An 18744-nucleotide genomic window follows, 5' to 3' on the forward strand; every position below is an offset into this window, starting at 1 on the left:
TCCAGCAGGAGCGCCAATGGCCCGGTCAATCCTGACCCGTCTGCTCTTGATGATCCCGACTTTCGCCCTTGTCATGATCATCATCTTTGTACTTGTCCGGCTTTTGCCGGGAGACCCCGCATTGGCCCTGGCCGGGGATCGTGCGTCGGATGCCGAGCTGGCCACGATCCGCGAGAAGCTGGGCCTGAATGACTCGCTGCTGACGCAATTCGTTTTGTTCATCAAGGCCACCTTGAGCGGCGACATGGGCCGGTCGATCCTGATGCGCGCGCCGGTTTCTGCGGTCATCGCCAACAAGCTTCCGATCACGATCTTTCTTGCGGTCTATTCGGTCGGGCTGTCGCTGTTGATCGCAGGCCCCTTGGCCTTTGTCGCTGCGCTGAACCGGGGGCGGTGGCCTGACACGTTGATCCGGACGGTGTTCCAGATCGGCCTGTCGATGCCGGTTTTCTATATCGGGCTGGTCCTTCTGACCTTCCTTGCCGCCAAGTTGCGTCTGTTCCCGGTGGGAGGCACCGGGATCGGCCTGTTCGGGCAGCTTTATGCAATGTTCCTGCCGGCGATGGCGATTGCCTTCTACACTTCGGCCATCATCCTGCGGAACCTTCGCTCTGCCATCATCGAGGTGCTGGATGCCGATTATGTGGCTTTTGCAAAGGTGAAGGGCTTGCCGCCCCGGGTGATCCTGGGCCGGCATGTGCTGCGCAATGCCCTGATCTCGACCGTAACGCTGGTGGGCCTGTCGATCGGAAACCTGATGTCCGGCACCCTGGTCACCGAGACCGTCTTTGCGGTGCCGGGTCTTGGCCGGTTGATGCTGGAGGCGATCTTCGCCCGTGACTATCCGCTGATCCAGGGCCTGACACTGACCTTTGCCGTGCTGGTTTCGGGGGTTTTCCTGATGACCGACCTTTTCCAGAGCTGGCTTGACCCAAGGATGCGCCAATGATGCTGACGGGACGTTTCAAGGAAGCCCTCAAAAAGCCGGGGTTCGCCGTCGGGCTGACGATTGTCGGGGCCTCGATCATCGTCGCGCTGTTTCCCTTTGCCTTTGCGGGTCATGATCCAACGGCCATGGATTATACCGCGATCAACCAGCCGCCGAGCCTGGAACATCCGTTCGGGACCGACACGCTGGGCCGCGATGTGCTGTCTCGGGTGATCTGGGCCTATCGGGTGAATATCCCCATGGCTTTTCTGGCCACGGTCTTTGCATTTGTGATCGGCGTCATCGTGGGGGCGCTTGTCGGCTTTCACCGCGGGATCGCGGATGCGATTTTCGGGCGGGTTGTCGATGCCGTCATCACCTTTCCGTTCCTTGTTCTGGTCATTGCCGTCGTGGCGGTGCTGGGGCCCGGGTTGGTGAACATGTATGTCGCGATCACAGTGGTCGGCTGGGTCTATTATGCGCGGCTGACCCGCGCCGAGATCATCGGCCAGATGGGTAACGACTATGCCTCAGCGGGGCGGGTGATGGGGTATTCCAACAGCCGCATCATCTTTCGGCATTTGCTGCCGAATGCGATTTCGCCGGTGATCGTCTACTGGATGACCGATATGGCGCTGGCAATTCTTCTGGGGTCGTCGCTGGGGTATCTTGGCCTTGGCGCGCAGCCGCCGCAAAGCGAATGGGGCGTGCTGATCGCCGAGGGCCGCAATTTCGTCACCACCGCCTGGTGGCTCAGTCTGATGCCCGGCATCGCCATCGTTCTGACCGGTCTTGGCTTTTCGCTGATCGGGGATGGCCTGGCCGACATTCTTCGACCAAAGGGGTAAAGAATGCAGCCCATCCTCTCTGTTCAGGATCTGTCGGTCACCTTCGGGCCCAAGCAAGGCCCGCGACTGCTTCCCGCGGTCAGCGGCGTTTCCCTTGATCTGCGCCGTGGCGAGATCCTGGGTCTGGTCGGCGAAAGCGGATCGGGAAAATCGGTGACGCTTCGGTCAATTCCGGGTCTGACCCGGCACTATGGCACGCTGGCCGGCAAGGTGATGTGGGAGGGCAGGGACCTTGTCGCCATGTCTGACGCCAGCCTGCGCCCGATCCTGGGCAAGGACATCGCGATGATCTTTCAGGAGCCGATGACAGCGCTGAATCCGCTGCTGACAGTCGGCGTCCAGATCACGGAATCGCTGAAGGCCCACACCACGCTGGATGCGCGGGCGCGGATACGCCGTGCGGTCGAAGTGCTGGATCTGGTCGGTATCCCCGGCGCGGCAGGCCGTCTGGACGACTATCCGCACCAGTTCTCGGGCGGGATGCGTCAGCGGGTGATGATCGCGATTGCCCTGGCCTCGACACCGAAACTCCTGCTTGCGGATGAGCCGACGACCGCGCTGGATGTGACGATCCAGGCCCAGATCCTCGATCTTATCGCGCAATTGGCGCGCGACTTCGATATGGGCGTCATTCTGGTGACCCATGATCTTGGCGTCGTGGCGCAAAGTTGTGACCGGGTGGCCGTCATGTATGCCGGGCGGATCGTCGAGGAGGGCACGGTGCGCGCCGTTCTGGGCAATCCGCGCCATCCCTATACCAATGGGCTGATGCGGTCGGTTCCGCAGGATGTTCCCCCCCGCACAGAATTGTTTTCGATCCCCGGCACGCCGCCAAGCCTTTGGAACATGCCGCCGGGTTGCGCCTTTGCCCCGCGTTGCGCCCGGGCGACCGCGCACTGCACAGCGGAGGTGCCGCCCCTGTCGGCTTTGGAGGCCGGTCACCTGGCTGCATGCCATTGCCCGCTTGGAGCAACGCAATGACCGAACCCGTTCTGAAAATCGACGATCTGCATGTGCGTTTCCCGTTGGGGCGCAGTCTGATGGACCGTCTGCAGGGGCGCCCGGGCCGGGTTGTCAGCGCATTGAACGGCGTGACGCTTGAGCTGTTCCGAGGCGAAACATTGGGCGTGGTGGGGGAGTCGGGCTGCGGCAAGTCAACGCTGGCCCGCGCGCTGGTGCGGCTGAACACGCCCAGTTCCGGCACGATCCTGCATGAGGGCCGCGATATTTTTGTCCGGCCCGAGATATCTTATCACCGGCGCGTCCAGATGATGTTTCAGGACCCCCATTCCTCGCTCAACCCGCGGATGACCTGCGGCCAGATCCTGGCCGAAGCGCTGACTGTTCACAGGATGTGCAATCCCGACAGGGTTCCCGCCCGGATTGCCGAGCTGCTGGAACTGGTCCGGCTGCCGCAGGATGCCGCAGGCAAGTTGCCGCACCAGTTTTCTGGCGGCCAGCGCCAGCGCATTGCAATTGCGCGCGCCCTTTCTGTCGAGCCGGAGATCCTTGTGGCCGACGAACTGGTTTCGGCGCTGGACGTGTCGGTTCAGGCACAAGTGGTGAACCTGCTGCTGGATCTGCAACAGCGGCTTGGATTGACCATTCTCTTCGTGGCCCATGATCTGCGCTTGGTCCGGCATGTCTCGAACCGTGTGGCAGTGATCTATCTGGGTCGTATCGTCGAGATCGGCGATAGCGAAAGCGTCTTCCGGATGCCTGTGCATCCCTATTCGCGGGCGCTCTTGTCGGCGGCGCCGTCGCTGAACCCTGACGAGCGCGGCAAGGCCGACCGCCTGCAGGGCGAGCTGCCTTCACCCTTGAACATCCCTTCCGGCTGTCCGTTCCATTTGCGTTGCCCCCTCGCGACCGAACGGTGCAAGCTGGAACGCCCTGCGCTTCGCCCTGTCGCCGGGCGAGGTGAGGTCGCCTGTCACCTGTCCGAAGAGATCGCGAATGCCCAGTGAATGCCTGAACCCGATCGCCCTTTTGCGGGCGCAGATGCGATTACAAGGTGTGGATGCGCTGATCGTTCCGCGGTTCGACGCGCATCAGGGCGAAGATGTCGCCCCCTGCGATGCGCGGCTGGCCTGGCTGACCGGCTTTAGTGGCTCGGCGGGCTTTGCCATCGTCACGCCCGAAACGGTGGAGATGTTCGTGGACGGGCGCTATACGGTTCAGGCTGCGCAGGAATGCCAGGGCGCGGAATTCAGGTTTCACCATCTTGTGCAGGACGCCCCTGACCGTTGGCTGGCTGCGGCCAATCCGGCCTGGAATGTCGGCTATGATGCGATGCTTTTGCCGCCCAGTTGGGCCGAGCGGTTCCGTGCGGGGCTTGACGATCGCCTGCGGGCCATGGACGGGAACGCCGTCGATGCCGTCTGGCATGACCGACCGGCCCCCCCGAACGCGCCGATCCGGCCCTTTCCGTTGCAGCTTGCCGGGCGCAGCCCTCTGGAAAAGCGCGCGGATCTGATGCGGGCCCTGGCCGAAGCCGGAGCCGATCTTCTGATCGAGACCCAGCCCGACAATATCGGCTGGTTCCTGAACCTGAGGGGCGGCGATTTCGCCCATGTTCCGGCGGCGCGGTCTTTTCTGGTGATCCGCGACGACGGTCACGGGAAACTTTTTGTCGATCCCTGCCAAATGACCGACGAACTTGTCGACGTCCTGCCCCGCTGGATTTCGGTCCGTCCGATCGGGTCCTTTCTGGCCGAGGCGGAAGCGCAGGTTTCGGCGGAACAGACGGTTCTTCTGGACCCCGATTTCACGCCCGATGCCGTTGTGCGACTGGTCGATCAGGCCCAGGCCCGCCAGTTGCGCCGGATCAGCCCATTGACCATGGCGAAGGCCATCAAGAACCCGGTCGAACGCGCCGGTACTCGGGCCTGCCATCTGCATGACGGCGTCGCGTTGACCGAATTCTGCGCGCAGATCGAACAGATGCTGCCCACGACCGAGCTTGCGGCAGAAGATCTCATCCTGTCGCTGCGGCGCAGAAATGACGGGTTCCTGATGACCAGCTTCCGGACCATTTCGGCTGCGGGGGCGAATGCAGCGATGTGTCACTATGCCGCTTCGCCGGACAGCAATGCGCCGATCCGGGGCGGGACAACCTATCTGCTGGATTCCGGGGGCCAGTATGAAAGCGGCACCACCGATGCCACGCGATGCCTGGCGTTCGGTCCGGTCAGCCCAGCCTATCGCAAGGCCTACACGGCAGTGTTCAAGGCATTCCACGCCCTGATGACCTTGCGCTTTCCGGAGGGAACCAAAGGGCATCACATCGACGCCATCTGCCGCAGGCCGCTTTGGGATCTGGGCATGGACTATGACCACGGCACAGGGCATGGCGTGGGTCACAGTCTGTCGGTTCATGAAAGGCCGCTGCGCATTGGCAAGGAGGTCAACGACGTGAACATCGCCGCCGGCATGATCCTGACAGTCGAACCGGGCCATTATGTCGCAGGCGAATATGGCATCCGGATCGAAAATCAGGTCGAGGTTGTGCAATGCCCTGATGGCTTTCTTGAATTTTCGAACCTGACACTTGTACCAATCCAGCATGACATGCTGGATCTGGGAAGCCTTTCGCCGGACCAGATCGGCTGGCTGATCGACTACAATCAGACCATCCGCGCCACACTTGGCCCGCTGCTGTCGCCCGCCGCCCTTGCATGGGTGGAGCGCAACGCGGCAATTCTGCCCACGCCGCACAGACTCACCCCCTTACGCCAAGAACTGACCAAGGTGTGACATGACCCAATTTGACAAGGCGCTGCTGGATTTCACGCGGGTATCCTGCCCTGGCATCAGCGATGACGAACACCGCGCGCGGCTGGCTGCCTTGCGCAAGTCGATGCAGGTGCAGGGGATCTCTGCGGTCTGGCTGGATGCCTCGGCTTCGCTGACCTATTACTGCGGTATCAGCCTTGGCTTGTCCGAGCGTATTCATGGTGCGCTGGTCAAGGCCGACGGCACCCTGATCTATGTCACCCCGCAGTTCGAACGGCCCAAGCTTGAAACCCTGGTACGCCTGCCGGGAGAGTTTCTGGTCTGGGAGGAGGACGAGGACCCGTTCGAGGGCATCGGCCGCGCCGTGTCAGGGCGGGTGGCCGTTGATCCGGCCACCCCCTTCCGCTTTGCCGATCGGTTCCAGAGACTGGCCGGCGTGTCCGTGCAAAGTGCCGAGGATCTGGTTCTGGGCCAACGCGCGATCAAGTCTCCGACCGAGATCGCCCTGATGCAGCACGCCATGGATGTCAGTTTCCAGGTTCAAAAGGCTGTCTATGCCGGTCTTCGGGATGGCATTTCTGCGAAAGAGGTCTGCGAGTTCATCGCGGCTGCGCATCGTGCCGCAGGGCTCCACCATGTCTTTGCGGCCGCACAATTCGGCGAAGCGACGGCCTATCCGCATGGGGTGCCCTACGAACAGCGTCTGTCGCGCGGCGATCTCGTGCTGATCGACCTTGGTGCGAGTCTGCACGGCTATCATTCTGACATCACGCGCTGCTATGCCTTCGGTCCACCATCTGACCGGCAACGCTTTCTCTGGAATGCCGAGAAATCGGCCCAGGCGGCCGCGATGGCCGCAGTGAAGCCCGGAGCCACCTGCCGATCGGTCGATCAGGCGGCGCGATCCTCGCTGGAAAAGGCGGGCTTCGGGCCTGGCTATGCCGTTCCCGGTCTGCCGCATCGCACGGGCCACGGCATCGGGCTTGAACTGCACGAACGCCCCTGGATTGTCGGCAGCGATGACACTGTATTGGTTCCGGGCATGTGCTTCTCGATCGAACCCATGCTTTGCGTCTATGGCGAAGGTGGCGTTCGTCTTGAAGACATCATCTACATGACCGAAAGCGGCGGTCGATCCTTCTGCACCCCAGCTGCTGAAATCGACGCCCCCTTCTGAGGGGATCAGAACGAAGGGCCGACCGGAAAATCCTGCAGGCAAACCTTCCCGAGAAAGCCGATCCAGAACGCGAAAACAACTTTGTCGGTCGCCATGTCTGGCCCTTGCGCTGCCTTTGGGCGCAGGGGCGCATTGCGTGCCAAAGTGGGTTTTGCGCTTTACCGATCCGCCATGCTGGCCGCAGTATGGGCCATGAGTCCGACACCTTCGGCGATGCGATCTTCGGCGATGGAGGAATAGCCCATCCTGAAGTGGCGACAGACGCTGGCCGGGGCAGAAAAGAAGGGGTGCCCCGGTTCAATAAGCACACCACGGGGGCGCAGGGCTTCGGCAAGGCTGGCACTGTCGATGGCCTGCGGTGCCGTGACCCAAAGGCTTGACCCTCCATGCCGCGCCGCCCCGGCAATGTCGAACCCTGTGCCCTGTAGGGCCGATACCAGAACTTCGCGGCGGCGGCGAAACGTCTCGCGCAGCCGAACAAGATGGGCATCGTAATGGCCCAGAGCCAGAAAATAGCCCGTAACCCGCTGCATGTGTCCGGGCGCCTGACGCAGCATTATCGCTCGCAGGGCCCGTGCTTGCCGGATGAACGGCTCAGGCCCCACCAGAAATCCGATCCGCAACCCCGGGAAAAGCGATTTCGAAAAGCTGCCGATATAGATCACCCGACCCGAGCCATCCAGAGATTTGAGCGAAGGGGAGGGGGGTTCGAGAAAGCTCATTTCGGTTTCGTAATCATCCTCGATCACGATGAAATCGCTGGCATCTGCGGCCGCCAGCAGGGCACGGCGACGCTCCATCGTCATCGTGATGCCGGATGGAATCGAATGGCTTGGCGTTACCATGACAAGCCCTGTGTCCGGTGGCAGGTCAGACGGATTCAGGCCGTTGGCATCTGGCACCACGAAGCGGACCGGCATCCCGTGCAGGCGCAGACATTCGGAAAAATCGGGAAACCCCGGATCTTCGACCACCCCTGCGCGTTCGGGCAGAGCCAGAAGATGCACCGCGATCCACAGGGCATTCTGTGCCCCCAGTGTGATGAGCACCTCGTCCGGCCGGGCACGGATGCCGCGCCGCGGCAAGGTGTTGCGGCAGATGTAATCCACAAGGACCGGGTCGTCCTTCGTCAGGCTGTCATCGGCCAGTTCGGCAAAATCACGGGCGCCAAGTGCGCGGCGTGCGCAATCGCGCCATGCCGCATGGTCGAACAGTTTCGGGTCTGCCTGTCCATAGATGAACGGGAAGGGGTAGCTGCGCCAGTCGACGGGTTTGACGATGCGCCGCCTGCGGGTGAGATCGGGGAGGCGCAGCACCCAATCCACGCGGCTTTGTGCCGTCAGATCACTGGCTGCCAGTCGCCGGTGTGGCACCTTTTGTGACACCGCGTAGCCTGACCGGGGCAGGCTGTCCAGATAGCCCTGGGCCACAAGTTCCTGATAAACCAGCGTTACAGTAAGACGCGAGATACCAAGATGCGCTGCCAGCTTGCGGCTGGATGGCATCAGGGTTCCTGGCGTGGCCCTAGTGTCCAGCAACACCGAAATGATCGAGGTCGCAAGTTGCATCTGGAGCGACTCGTGCCTGCGCCGGTCAACAAAAAACATGTCTGCAGAAAGCTGGTTTTGGCGTGGCACGCTGATCTGGACCTATTCTTGTATCCATCTGGATATAAACCCGGCGTGCATGGCGTGGCAAGGAGTCGCAGTCCGACCAAATGAGAGTCGGTTGTTCTGGGAGGAACTCGATGACCTTTTCGCTCCGCACGCTGCGCCGTGCGTCCGTTTTCGCCATGCTGCTTGCAACCGCCATGCCCGCCCATGCCGATGAATTCCGTATCGCAGTGGGGGATGGTGCGGGGGGCACGCAAGAGGCGCTTGGCCTTGCCTTCGTCAAGGCACTTGAAGAAAAGAGCGACGGCAAGCACAGCGCCAAACTGTTCCTGAACGGCCAACTGGGCGACGAACAGGATACCGTGACCGCAGCCGCGACCGGGACGCTGGATTTCTCGATCCTTGCGATCAACAACATCACGCCTTTTTCGCCTTCTGTCGGAACGCTGACGCTGCCCTATGTCATCCTGTCGCTGGAGGATGCCGAGAAGATCACCCAGGGCGAGATCGGCCAGCAGATGGTTGAAAAGACCATCGAGGATGCAGGCGTGCGCATCATTGGCTGGGCCTATTCGGGGTTCCGCGTGCTGACCAATTCCAAAAAGCCGGTCACAACAGTGGCCGATTTGCAAGACCTTGTGGTGCGCGTTCCCAAGAACGAGATCATGATCGAAACCTACAAGTCCTGGGGCATCAATCCGACCCCGATGGCTTGGTCTGAAACCTTTGCGGCGCTGCAGCAAAAGGTCGTGGACGGGCAGGATAATCCCTACATGACCGTTCACGCGATGAAGTTCGACGAGGTGCAGAAATATGTCACCAACATCCGCTACATCTTCTCGATCGAGCCGCTGATCGTTTCTGAGCAACTGTTCCAAAGCCTGAGCGCCGAAGAACAGGCCGCTGTCATCGCAGCCGGGCAAGAGGCTACGCTGGCTTCGGGGCAGTTCCTGCGGGCGCAGGAAGCGTCGATCAAGGAACAACTGGTCGCCAATGGGATGGAGATCAGCGACCCCGCCGATGGCGAGGCAGAGTTTATCGAGCGGGCAACCACGGCAGTCTGGCCCAAATTCTATGACAGCATCGGTGGCAAGGATGTCCTGAATGGAGTCCTAACCGCACTCGGCCGCTCAGCCGTCGAGTGATCGCCGCCCGGGGCCGCATGCCTCGTCGCGGCCCCATTCCTGCCGCCTTGTAACAAGGGTCAGCCATGTCATCCTTCTGGCGCCATCTCGACAAGCTGGAAAGCTATATCTGTCAGCTTCTGCTTGCCGCCTTCGTCTGCCTCCTGTTCGTGCAGATCGTCGCGCGGTCAGTCTTCGGCAATTCCATCACCTGGATCGAGGAACTGTCGGTCTTCATGTTCGTCTGGTTTGCCTATTTCGGAGCCAGCTATGCCGCGCGAATGTATGCGCATAACCGGGTGTCCTTTCACCTGAGCCGTCTGCCCCGCCGCATCGCGCGCTGGATCGAGGCTGCGGGCGATCTGGTCTGGGTGGGCTTCAATCTGATCTTCATCCGCTATGCCGTGGAATATCTCAGCCTCATGAAACCTTTCGTGAAGGCACAGACGCTGGGCTGGCCCATGAAATGGGTGATGCTGGTACTGCCCGTAGCCTTTGCGCTGATGACGCTACGAATCTTGCAGGTGAATTACCTCAAGCTGGTCTTGGGTCAGGATCCGCGCGATCCCGATGAGGTGGACATTGCGGCACTTGCGGCGACGGCAAAGCCGGAGGTTGCGTGATGGGTGCCGATATCACGCTGATTCTGTTTGGAACCTTCTTCCTCTTGATGGTGCTGGGTGCGCCGATCTCGGTCGGACTTGGGGTCTCGGCGCTCTCGGCCATGTGGTATCTGGGCGATAACCCGATCAAGATGGTGCAGATCGCCTTTTCCTCGGTCGGGGCCTTCCCGCTGATGGCGCTGCCTGCCTTCATCCTTGTCGGGGCGTTGATGGAGGCGGCAGGCATCTCGCGTCGTCTCATTACTGTCGCCGAAAGCCTTGCCGGTCCGTTCACCGGCGGAATTTCCGCCGCGACTGTGGTCGCCTGTCTGTTCTTCGGCGCGATTTCCGGCTCTGGGCCTGCGACCACGGCTGCGGTGGGCATGCTGATGATCCCGGCCATGGTGCGCGCGGGCTATGCCAAGGGTTATGGCGCTGCGGTCACCGCAGCGTCGGGCGGGCTGGGTATCGTGATCCCACCCTCTATTCCGATGGTGATCTTCGGCATCTCGGCGATGGGGATGCAGCCCCCGGCCGAAGCTGTCGAGCAATTCGGCGCCTTCCAGACAGTTTCGATTTCCAAACTGTTCATCGCAGGCTTCCTGCCCGGCGTCCTGATGGCCTGCGGGCTGCTGGTGATGAATTGGCTGCGTTGCCGGGCGGCGGGGTATCGCGGCGGTGGTGAGCCGTTGTCGGCCACGCATATTCTGGAGGCCTGTCGCAAGGGGTTCTGGTCGCTTATGGCCCCCGTGGTGATCCTGGGTGGCATCTATGCAGGACTGTTCACCCCGACCGAAGCTGCCATTGTCGCCATTGCCTATACGCTGTTCGTCGGCATCTTCCTCTATCGCGAAATCCGACTGTCCGAAGTGATGAAGGCGTTGGAGGCCACCACATGGCTTACGGGTCGTGTGCTTCTGGTGCTGTTCACCGCCACGATTTTTGGCCGGATCCTGGTCGAGAACCAGATCCCTGCACAAATTGCCGACGCAATGCTGGGCCTGACACAGAACATCGCCGTGATCTGGGCGTTGATCATCGTCTTCCTGCTGTTCGTCGGCATGTTCATGGAGACGCTGGCCGCCATCATGATCCTCGTGCCGGTGATGCTGCCCGTGGCCTATTCGGTGGGGATCGACCCGATCCATTTCGGCATCGTGATGATCTGCACGCTGTCGGTCGGCTTTCAGACCCCACCCTTAGGCGAAAACCTGTTCATCGCCTCTGGCATTTCCAAAGTGTCGATCGAGGAAATCTCGCTGCGGGCGCTGCCCTTTGCCGCCGCCAGCACCGCGATGATCGCCGTGATCGCCACTTTCCCCGAGATCGCGCTCTGGCTGCCCCGTGTGATGGGCTACTGAGCCACCCCTCCCTCGCCCTGTCCGGGCGGGGGCAACCCGAAAGGACCAAGCATGACCCTGACCGCCGATGACCTGAAGGCCACTTTTGACGCCTTCAACCGCCACGACATTGATGCCGTGATGACCCATTTTGCCGAAGACTGTGTCTTTACGACGGTCGCCGGCCCGGATGTGTTCGGCACCCGGATCGAAGGCTGTGAGGCCATTGCGAAGGCCTTTGTCGCGGTCTGGACCGCCATGCCTGATGCTGAATGGTCCGATCATCAGCATTTTGTCTGCGGTGACCGGGCCGTTTCCGAATGGACCTTTCGTGGCACGGATGCCCAGGGACGCCGGACCGAGGCGCAGGGCGTGGACCTGTTCACCATCCGCAACGGTAAACTGGCGATGAAGCAGGCGTTTCGCAAGCAGCGCCCGATCATCGAGACCCGCTGATTTCCCCAAAATGACAGGACTCGTGCAATGAACGGCCCGGCCAAATTGCGTTCGCGCGCTCCCTACAACCCTACTTATGACCCGATCACCGATCGGTCCATCGGAAAGGGATCAGACTATGCGCCGACCTACTGGATCGACACAGCCGACACCCCACCCGAGGATGACGGCCCGGTTACACAGGACATGGATGTCGATGTTGCCATCATCGGTTCCGGTTATACCGGCCTGTCCTGTGCCCTGCATCTGGCCAAGGAATTCGGGATCAAGGCGCATGTGCTGGAGGCCAATGGCGTCGCCTACGGATGTTCGACACGCAATGGCGGGCAGGCCCAGATATCGTCCGGGCGGCTTAAGCGGTCACAGTGGATCGACCGTTGGGGGCTCGATGTCGCCAAGGGCCTGCATGCCGAGGTGACTGAGGCTTTCGCGCTGTTCCGGGGGTTGATCCATGACCATGCCATCGATTGCGAACCGCAGGACGGCGGTCACTATTACATCGCGCACAAGGGCTGGATGATGCCCAAGCTGGCCCAGGAGGCCGCATTGCTGCGCGATACCTTCGGATATCGTGCCCGGATGCTGAGCCGGGACGAGCTGCACGAAACAGCGGTTCGGGATCAGGAGGCCCATGGCGCCATGTGGGAGCCCGACGGGACTGCGGTTCATGCGGCAAAGCTGGCCTTCGGCTATATGCGCGTGGCGCGTTCGCTGGGTGCGAAGATCCATGTCGATAGCCCCGTCGAAGACTGGAGCACCCGGAACGGCGTTCACCACTTGCGCACACCCGGTGGCATTGTGCGGGCGCGTTCGGTTGCCGTGGCGACCGCAGGCTATGCGCCGCGTGGTCTGCACCCCCGGCTACGTGACCGCATCATGCCGATCATGTCGAACTCCATCGTCACCCGCAGGCTGACGACCGCCGAACGGGAGGCCTGCGGTTTCAAGGTTCTGTGCCCGCTGACCGACACGCGCACCTTGCGCCACTATTACCGGCTGCTGCCCGATGGCCGGGTGCAGATCGGATCACGGGCCGCCATCACAGGTCAGGATGCCGCCAACCCGGCGCATCTGGCCGGGCTGCGCGAAGGGCTGGCCCGCAAGTTTCCGGCTCTGCGCGGCATTGATCTGGATTACAGCTGGTGGGGTTGGGTGGATGTCAGCCATGACATGATGCCGCGCATCACCGCCATCCCGGACGTGCCAGGTGCCTACTACGCGATGGGGTATGGCGGCAACGGCGTGATGTATTCGGCCCAGGCTGGACGACGCATGGCGCAGCTGGTTGCGGGCCGCGCATCGGACGTGCCGCGCCTGCCGATCTTTCACGACGAGCTGCCGCATGAAGGCTGGAAGACCCCGTTCCGGCGTCTGGGTCAATGGGGCCTCTACAAGCTTTACCACTTTCAGGATGAACGCGGCTGATCCCGCGCCAATAGGAGAAATGCGATGAAAATGACCACCGAAGAAGCCTTTGTGAAGGTGCTTCAGATGCACGGGATCGAACATGCTTTCGGCATCATCGGTTCTGCAATGATGCCCGTTTCAGACCTGTTTCCGAAAGCTGGCATCACGTTCTGGGATGTGGCGCATGAAACCAATGGCGGCTTGATGTGCGATGGTTTCATCCGCGCGACCGGAAAGATGGCCATGGCAATCGCCCAGAACGGCCCCGGCGTCACCGGGTTTGTCACGGCGATCAAGACCGCCTACTGGAACCACACGCCGATGCTGTTGGTGACCCCCCAGGCAGCCAACCGGACGATCGGGCAGGGCGGCTTTCAGGAAATGGAGCAGATGCGTCTGTTTGCGGATTGCGTCTGCTACCAGGAAGAGGTGCGGGATGCATCGCGCATTCCCGAAGTGCTGAACCGCGTGATCCTGCGCGCGTGGCGCAACTCGGCGCCGGCCCAGATCAACATCCCGCGGGACATGTGGACCCAGGTGATTGATGTCGATTTGCCGCAGATGGTGCATTTCGAACGGCCGACAGGTGGCGAGGAGGCCGTGGCGGAAGCGGCCCGCCTGCTGTCGGGGGCGCGCTTTCCGGTGATCCTGTCTGGTGCGGGCGTGGTATTGGCGGGCGCCATTCCGGATGTGGTGGCATTGGCCGAACGTCTCGATGCGCCGGTCTGTTCCAATTACCAGCACAATGACAGCTTCCCCGGTTCGCACCGGCTTGCGATGGGGCCGTTGGGTTACAACGGGTCGAAGGCGGCGATGGAGCTGATTGCGCGGGCTGATGTCGTGCTTGCGCTTGGTACCCGGCTCAACCCGTTTTCGACCTTGCCGGGCTATGGTATCGACTATTGGCCCAAGAATGCGAAGATCATCCAGGTGGATATCAATGCTGACCGGATCGGGCTGACCAAGAAAGTGACGGTCGGCATTCAGGGGGATGCGCGCAAAGTTGCCCGGGGCATTCATGCGCAATTGTCCGGCACAGCGGGCGACGAAGGCCGCGATGACCGCCGCACGCTGGTTGCGCAAACCAAATCCCGTTGGGCGCAGGAACTTTCCAGCCTAGATCACGAACAGGATGATCCGGGCACTGTCTGGAACGAGGAGGCCCGGGCCCGTGACGTTGACCTGATGTCACCGCGCCAGGCCTGGCGTGCGATACAGGCCGCCATGCCCGGGGATGCGATCATTTCGTCTGACATCGGCAACAATTGCGCCATCGGAAATGCCTACCCGACCTTCGAAAAGGGTCGCAAATATCTGGCACCGGGCCTGTTCGGCCCCTGTGGTTACGGTTTTCCGGCGATCCTTGGGGCCAAGATCGGCTGCCCCGATACCCCTGTGATCGGCTTTGCCGGCGATGGTGCCTTTGGCATTTCGATGAACGAAATGACGGCCTGTGGTCGTGACGGATGGCCGCCCATCACCATGGTGATCTTCCGCAACTACCAATGGGGTGCGGAGAAGCGCAACACCACGCTGTGGTATGCCAACAACTTTGTCGGCACCGAACTGGATCGCGACACGAGTTATGCGGCCATCGCCCGCGCCTGCGGTGTTCACGGTGTGCAGGTCAGATCGGCGCAGGAGCTGACAGAAGAACTGCGCAAGGCGGTGGAGCGTCAGATGAAGGACCATCAGACCACCTTTATCGAGGTGCTGCTGAACCAGGAACTGGGCGAGCCCTTCCGTCGCGACGCCATGAAGGCGCCCGTCGCCGTTGCTGGCATTTCCCGTGAGGACATGCGCCCGCAGCGCGGCGCGCTGTGACGGTCAGGCGCGGCCTGACGCATCAGGCCGCGCCCCAAATTTCGAGGTCAAGAATGCTAGCCAGCGTCACACATTCGCCGTCGCGGATCCGAGAGCTGTTTCCAGGTGTCATCACTGCAACGATGGTCGGTGTCACCGCCCAATTCCTGTCTGAACATTACGGCGCACCGGCGATGCTGATGGCGTTGCTGCTGGGCCTTGCGCTGAATTTTCTGTCCGAAGATGGCAGCAAGACCGCGCCTGGCATCGGATTTACGGCCAGGACGGTGTTGCGTCTGGGGGTGGCGCTGCTCGGGGTCAGGATATCAGTCGAGATGCTTGGCGCCCTTGGCCCCAGGTTGATCGCACTGACGGTGGCGGGGGTCGGGGCGACCATCCTGTGCGGGCTTGTGCTGGCACGGCTTGCGGGCCGGGACTGGCGATTTGGGCTGCTGACAGGGGGATCCGTGGCCATTTGCGGCGCATCGGCGGCGATGGCGATCTCGGCTATCCTGCCGAAACACGAAAAATCGGAACGCGATCTGGTCTTCACTGTGCTGGCCGTAACCGTGCTGTCCACGGTGGCGATGGTGGTCTATCCAATGATCTCGCGTGCGTTTGGTTTCTCGGCGCTGGAAAGCGGCGTTTTTCTTGGCGGGACGATCCACGATGTCGCCCAGGTTGTTGGTGCCGGTTTTTCCGTGAGCCAGGAGGCCGGCGAAACCTCGACGCTGGTCAAACTGATCCGGGTGTCGATGCTGGCGCCGGTCGTGTTGATTGCATCGCTGGTCATCCGGGCGGGGGGGATAGCATCCGAAGGTCAGCGACCACCTTTGCTGCCGGGCTTCGTCGTCAGTTTCATCGCGCTTGCAATGCTGAATTCGCTTGGTCTGATCCCGGAGGCCTTGGCCGACTTTGCGGCAGGTCTGTCGCGGTGGGCGTTGCTGATTTCCATTGCGGCAGTCGGCATCAAGACCTCGCTGGCCAGGATGCTGGAAGTCGGCCCGCTCGCCATCGGCCTGTTGGTTATCGAGACCCTGTTCATCGGAACCTTTGTCCTGACCGGACTGCATATTCTGGAGTGAGCCGTGAAACCGCTGGATCGGATATTCGAAGCCTGTCGCGCAGCCCCCCGTCACATCCTGCTGCCCGAAGGCGAGGACCCGCGTGTTCAGGACGCCGCAGCGCGTGCCGTGGGCGATGGGCTGGCGCGCATCACGCTGCTTGCCGATCCTGACCGCGTTTCCAGGGATATTGCTGGAGTGACAGTGATCGATCCGGCGAATGCCCCGGATCTGGACATGCTGGCGGCGGAATGCCTGCGATTGCGCGGGGCAAAGGGGGTGACAGCTGATCAGGCCCAGGCGCTGGTCCGGACACCCTTGGTGCAGGCCGCCCTGCGTGTGCGGCTGGGGCAAGTTGACGGAACCGTCGGCGGGGCAGTGGCCACAACAGCAGAGACCGTCCGGGCGGCGTTGCAGTTCATTGGCCGCGCCCCCGGCATCAACACAGTGTCGAGCTTCTTTCTGATGCTGTCCTGCGCCAAAGATGCTCCGATCAAGGGCGGGATGGTCTTTGCAGATTGTGGTCTGGTTATTGCACCGACAGCGCAGGAACTGGCCGACATCGCCATCGCCTCGGCCGCTTCGGCGCAAGCGCTGCTTGGGGAACAGCCACGGGTCGCACTTTTGTCTTTTTCCACTGCCGGTTCAGCCGAACATGCTAGCCTTACCCGTATTCGTGAGGCTCTGGCGTTGGTACGCCGCAGTGCGCCTCAACTGGAGATCGAGGGAGAGATCCAGTTCGATGCCGCGATCGACGATGCGATCCGGTTCAGGAAGGCGCCCGGCAGCACGTTGTCTGCGCGGCCGAATGTGTTTGTATTTCCCGATCTGGCGTCGGGAAATATCGGGTACAAGATTGCGCAGCGTCTGGGCGGGCTGACAGCAATCGGGCCAGTTCTGCAAGGCCTGAACCGGCCCGCAAATGATTTGTCGCGCGGGTGCAGCGCCGAGGATATCTTGGCGATGATCGCGGTGACCTCGGTGCAGGGTCTCAGCCGGGCATGACAGCGGCGTTTCTGGTCGCGGCAATTGCGCTCGGCGCCTTGGCGCGGGCGCTTACCGGTTTTGGCTTCGCCCTGCTGGCAGTTCCGCTGCTTAGCCTGAAGTTGGATCTGCCGTCCGCCGTCTGTCTTGCCATATTGCTGCAGGTTGCGATGGTGCCGCGTGATCTGCTGACAGGGCGCGGCAAGATTGAGCGTCGCTATCTGCTGTTGCTGCTGGCGGGGGCATTGCCTGCCGTTCCTGTCGGTCAGGCCGTGCTTCTGGCAATTCCGACCGATGCCGCCAGGGTGATCCTTGCGCCGCTGATCCTGATTGCCATCCTAATGCGTGCCGGATGGCGCGGGTTCACGCTGCTGATTGCACAGGCCCCTGCGCCCGTTGCCGGGATGTTGGCGGGTCTCATGGCTGGCCTGGTCGCCATGCCGGGCCCGCCGGTTGTCCTGCACGCGCTGTCGCGAGGTCTTGATGCCGAAAAGATCCGTTCGACACTCGTGCTGTTTTTCGGGATCCTGTCGATCTGCAGCCTGTCGACGATGATTGCAGCGGGCGTCATCGATCGCGACCTGCTGGCCCTGGCTGTGATGGCATTGCCCCTGATGCTATTGGTTGATTTTGTGGGCAAGACCCTTGCGGCACGCATTCCCCGGGAGATGTTCGAAAGAACGTCCGTCGGACTGCTGGTCGTGTCTGCCGCTGTTGCGATTGGTTCGGTCTTGCAGGCATATTGAACGAAGCTTGTATTATCATGCACTTGCGCCGCGCACGGCGTTGTTCAAATCAGCGCAGGCCCAAATGTCTGCACTCGATCAGTGGATGGCGTTTCGTCCATCGGGCCAATTTCGGCTTTGGGTCCTGTCAGTCGGGCGGAGGTTGTCGCCATTCCGATGGTGCCACTTTGGACTTGGCCTTGAACAACCGAGAAAACACGCCTGATCACAAAAAGCCGAAGCGGCAAGAGATGTCCGCCGAAGACAGAGATGGCGAAGAGACAATCAACTCTTTTGCCGCAACCCGGCTTTTTTGCACAAATCGGCTGATGGCCGAAGCCTCCCCCAGCGGACAGACTTATCCTACGGCTTCCGTGACCGGGACCCCGTTCGCCGTGAAGCGGTTCAGGATGGCGACACGGACCTGAAACTCGGACATCTGACGGTCGAAGTCCCGCGCCATGAGGCGCTGCGCCAGCAGTTTCATACAGTGCATCTTTGTCTCAACGCAGCTCCGGCGGTGATAGCCATGATCAATCCTCATTCGGGAGACCAAGTGCGCCAAGATCATCAAGTGCGGTCTTGAGGCGCGGGGCTACGAAATCGACAAAAACCCGCAGCTTGGGGGCGAGCAGTCGGGATTGCGGGAAAACAAGGTGCACCGGCACGGCAGGTGGGGTCCATTCGTTCAGAATCTGAACAAGACGGCCTTGGCGGATCTGTTCCGCAACCATGTAGGACAGCGCCACGGTAATGCCTTCGCCCGCCTCGGCTGCCGCTATCGCGGTGACCGCGTCGTTGATTTCAAGTCTTGGAGCGATGGACACCGCCTTACCACTTCGACCGTCCAGATAGCGCCACTCTTTGCTGACGGCGCTTGGCGGCGGTCAGGCGGGGCTCAATGCCTTCGGCACGGAGTATGCCGCGCGGCCCAGATT

17 protein-coding genes and 1 pseudogene are annotated in these 18744 nt (G+C 61.7%); 15 read left to right on the plus strand and 3 right to left on the minus strand.

The features are described from left to right. Positions 1-16 precede the first annotated feature (16 nt). From V6590_RS17805 to V6590_RS17830, 6 genes are read left to right on the plus strand one after another with little or no spacing between them, the layout of a single operon-like run. Positions 17-949, plus strand: a complete 933-nt coding sequence (locus V6590_RS17805; RefSeq protein WP_335425036.1) for an ABC transporter permease — start codon at positions 17-19, stop codon at positions 947-949. Next, positions 946-1776: an ABC transporter permease gene (locus V6590_RS17810; RefSeq protein ID WP_335425037.1), complete on the plus strand. Its 831-nt coding sequence runs from the start codon at positions 946-948 to the stop codon at positions 1774-1776. Before V6590_RS17805 ends, V6590_RS17810 begins: the two co-directional genes overlap by 4 nt. Positions 1777-1779: 3 nt before the next feature. Beyond that, the gene (locus V6590_RS17815; protein WP_335425038.1) at positions 1780-2757 is read left to right on the plus strand and encodes an ABC transporter ATP-binding protein; all 978 of its coding nucleotides are present in this window, start codon (positions 1780-1782) and stop codon (positions 2755-2757) included. Next, positions 2754-3743, plus strand: a complete 990-nt coding sequence (locus V6590_RS17820) for an ABC transporter ATP-binding protein (protein WP_335425039.1) — start codon at positions 2754-2756, stop codon at positions 3741-3743. The genes V6590_RS17815 and V6590_RS17820 overlap by 4 nt, the downstream gene beginning before the upstream one ends. After that, positions 3733-5532 carry an aminopeptidase P family protein gene (locus V6590_RS17825; RefSeq protein WP_335425040.1) on the plus strand — a complete coding sequence of 600 codons (1800 nt, stop codon included), beginning with the start codon at positions 3733-3735 and terminating at the stop codon, positions 5530-5532. Before V6590_RS17820 ends, V6590_RS17825 begins: the two co-directional genes overlap by 11 nt. Before the next feature lies 1 nt (position 5533). After that, the gene (locus tag V6590_RS17830) at positions 5534-6688 is read left to right on the plus strand and encodes a M24 family metallopeptidase (protein ID WP_335425041.1); all 1155 of its coding nucleotides are present in this window, start codon (positions 5534-5536) and stop codon (positions 6686-6688) included. A 158-nt stretch (positions 6689-6846) separates the two neighbouring features. Here the strand turns inward: V6590_RS17830 and V6590_RS17835 are convergent, their stop codons facing one another. Next, positions 6847-8256 carry an aminotransferase-like domain-containing protein gene (locus V6590_RS17835; RefSeq protein WP_335425042.1) on the minus strand — a complete coding sequence of 470 codons (1410 nt, stop codon included), beginning with the start codon at positions 8254-8256 and terminating at the stop codon, positions 6847-6849. A 179-nt stretch (positions 8257-8435) separates the two neighbouring features. Here V6590_RS17835 and V6590_RS17840 point away from each other — a divergent pair, with 179 nt between their 5' ends. The 9 genes from V6590_RS17840 (at position 8436) to V6590_RS17880 (ending at position 17827) form a co-directional block, all read left to right on the plus strand. Continuing rightward, a complete protein-coding gene (locus V6590_RS17840; RefSeq protein ID WP_335425043.1) occupies positions 8436-9446 on the plus strand; it encodes a TRAP transporter substrate-binding protein in 1011 nt (336 codons plus the stop codon). Between the two features lie 65 nt (positions 9447-9511). Further along, positions 9512-10048: a TRAP transporter small permease gene (locus V6590_RS17845; RefSeq protein ID WP_335425044.1), complete on the plus strand. Its 537-nt coding sequence runs from the start codon at positions 9512-9514 to the stop codon at positions 10046-10048. Continuing rightward, entirely contained in the window at positions 10048-11388 is a 1341-nt protein-coding gene (locus tag V6590_RS17850) for a TRAP transporter large permease (RefSeq protein ID WP_335425045.1), read from the plus strand. Before V6590_RS17845 ends, V6590_RS17850 begins: the two co-directional genes overlap by 1 nt. A 51-nt stretch (positions 11389-11439) precedes the next feature. After that, positions 11440-11823, plus strand: a complete 384-nt coding sequence (locus V6590_RS17855; RefSeq protein ID WP_335425046.1) for a nuclear transport factor 2 family protein — start codon at positions 11440-11442, stop codon at positions 11821-11823. 27 nt (positions 11824-11850) lie between these two features. Further along, the gene (locus tag V6590_RS17860; RefSeq protein ID WP_335425047.1) at positions 11851-13248 is read left to right on the plus strand and encodes an NAD(P)/FAD-dependent oxidoreductase; all 1398 of its coding nucleotides are present in this window, start codon (positions 11851-11853) and stop codon (positions 13246-13248) included. A gap of 24 nt (positions 13249-13272) precedes the next feature. Next, positions 13273-15054 (plus strand): sulfoacetaldehyde acetyltransferase, encoded by a 1782-nt coding sequence (gene xsc / locus V6590_RS17865; protein WP_335425048.1) that lies wholly within the window; start codon positions 13273-13275, stop codon positions 15052-15054. A 53-nt stretch (positions 15055-15107) separates the two neighbouring features. Next, positions 15108-16118, plus strand: coding sequence for a YeiH family protein (locus V6590_RS17870; protein ID WP_335425049.1), 1011 nt, complete (start codon positions 15108-15110; stop codon positions 16116-16118). A 3-nt stretch (positions 16119-16121) separates the two neighbouring features. After that, entirely contained in the window at positions 16122-17102 is a 981-nt protein-coding gene (gene pta / locus V6590_RS17875; RefSeq protein WP_335425050.1) for a phosphate acetyltransferase, read from the plus strand. Then, positions 17099-17827, plus strand: coding sequence for a TSUP family transporter (locus V6590_RS17880; protein ID WP_335425051.1), 729 nt, complete (start codon positions 17099-17101; stop codon positions 17825-17827). The genes pta and V6590_RS17880 overlap by 4 nt, the downstream gene beginning before the upstream one ends. Positions 17828-18164: 337 nt before the next feature. Here V6590_RS17880 and V6590_RS17885 read toward each other — a convergent pair. Together V6590_RS17885 and V6590_RS17890 are read right to left on the minus strand one after the other, a co-directional pair. After that, positions 18165-18335 (minus strand): annotated as a pseudogene (locus V6590_RS17885) (IS5/IS1182 family transposase); the annotation flags it as partial. A 4-nt stretch (positions 18336-18339) separates the two neighbouring features. After that, a complete protein-coding gene (locus V6590_RS17890) occupies positions 18340-18633 on the minus strand; it encodes a LysR substrate-binding domain-containing protein (RefSeq protein WP_335425052.1) in 294 nt (97 codons plus the stop codon). Between the last annotated feature and the right edge of the window lie 111 nt (positions 18634-18744).

The sequence above is a fragment of the Gemmobacter denitrificans genome (genome assembly GCF_036964905.1).
In the GTDB taxonomy this organism is placed as follows: Bacteria; Pseudomonadota; Alphaproteobacteria; order Rhodobacterales; family Rhodobacteraceae; genus Gemmobacter; species Gemmobacter denitrificans.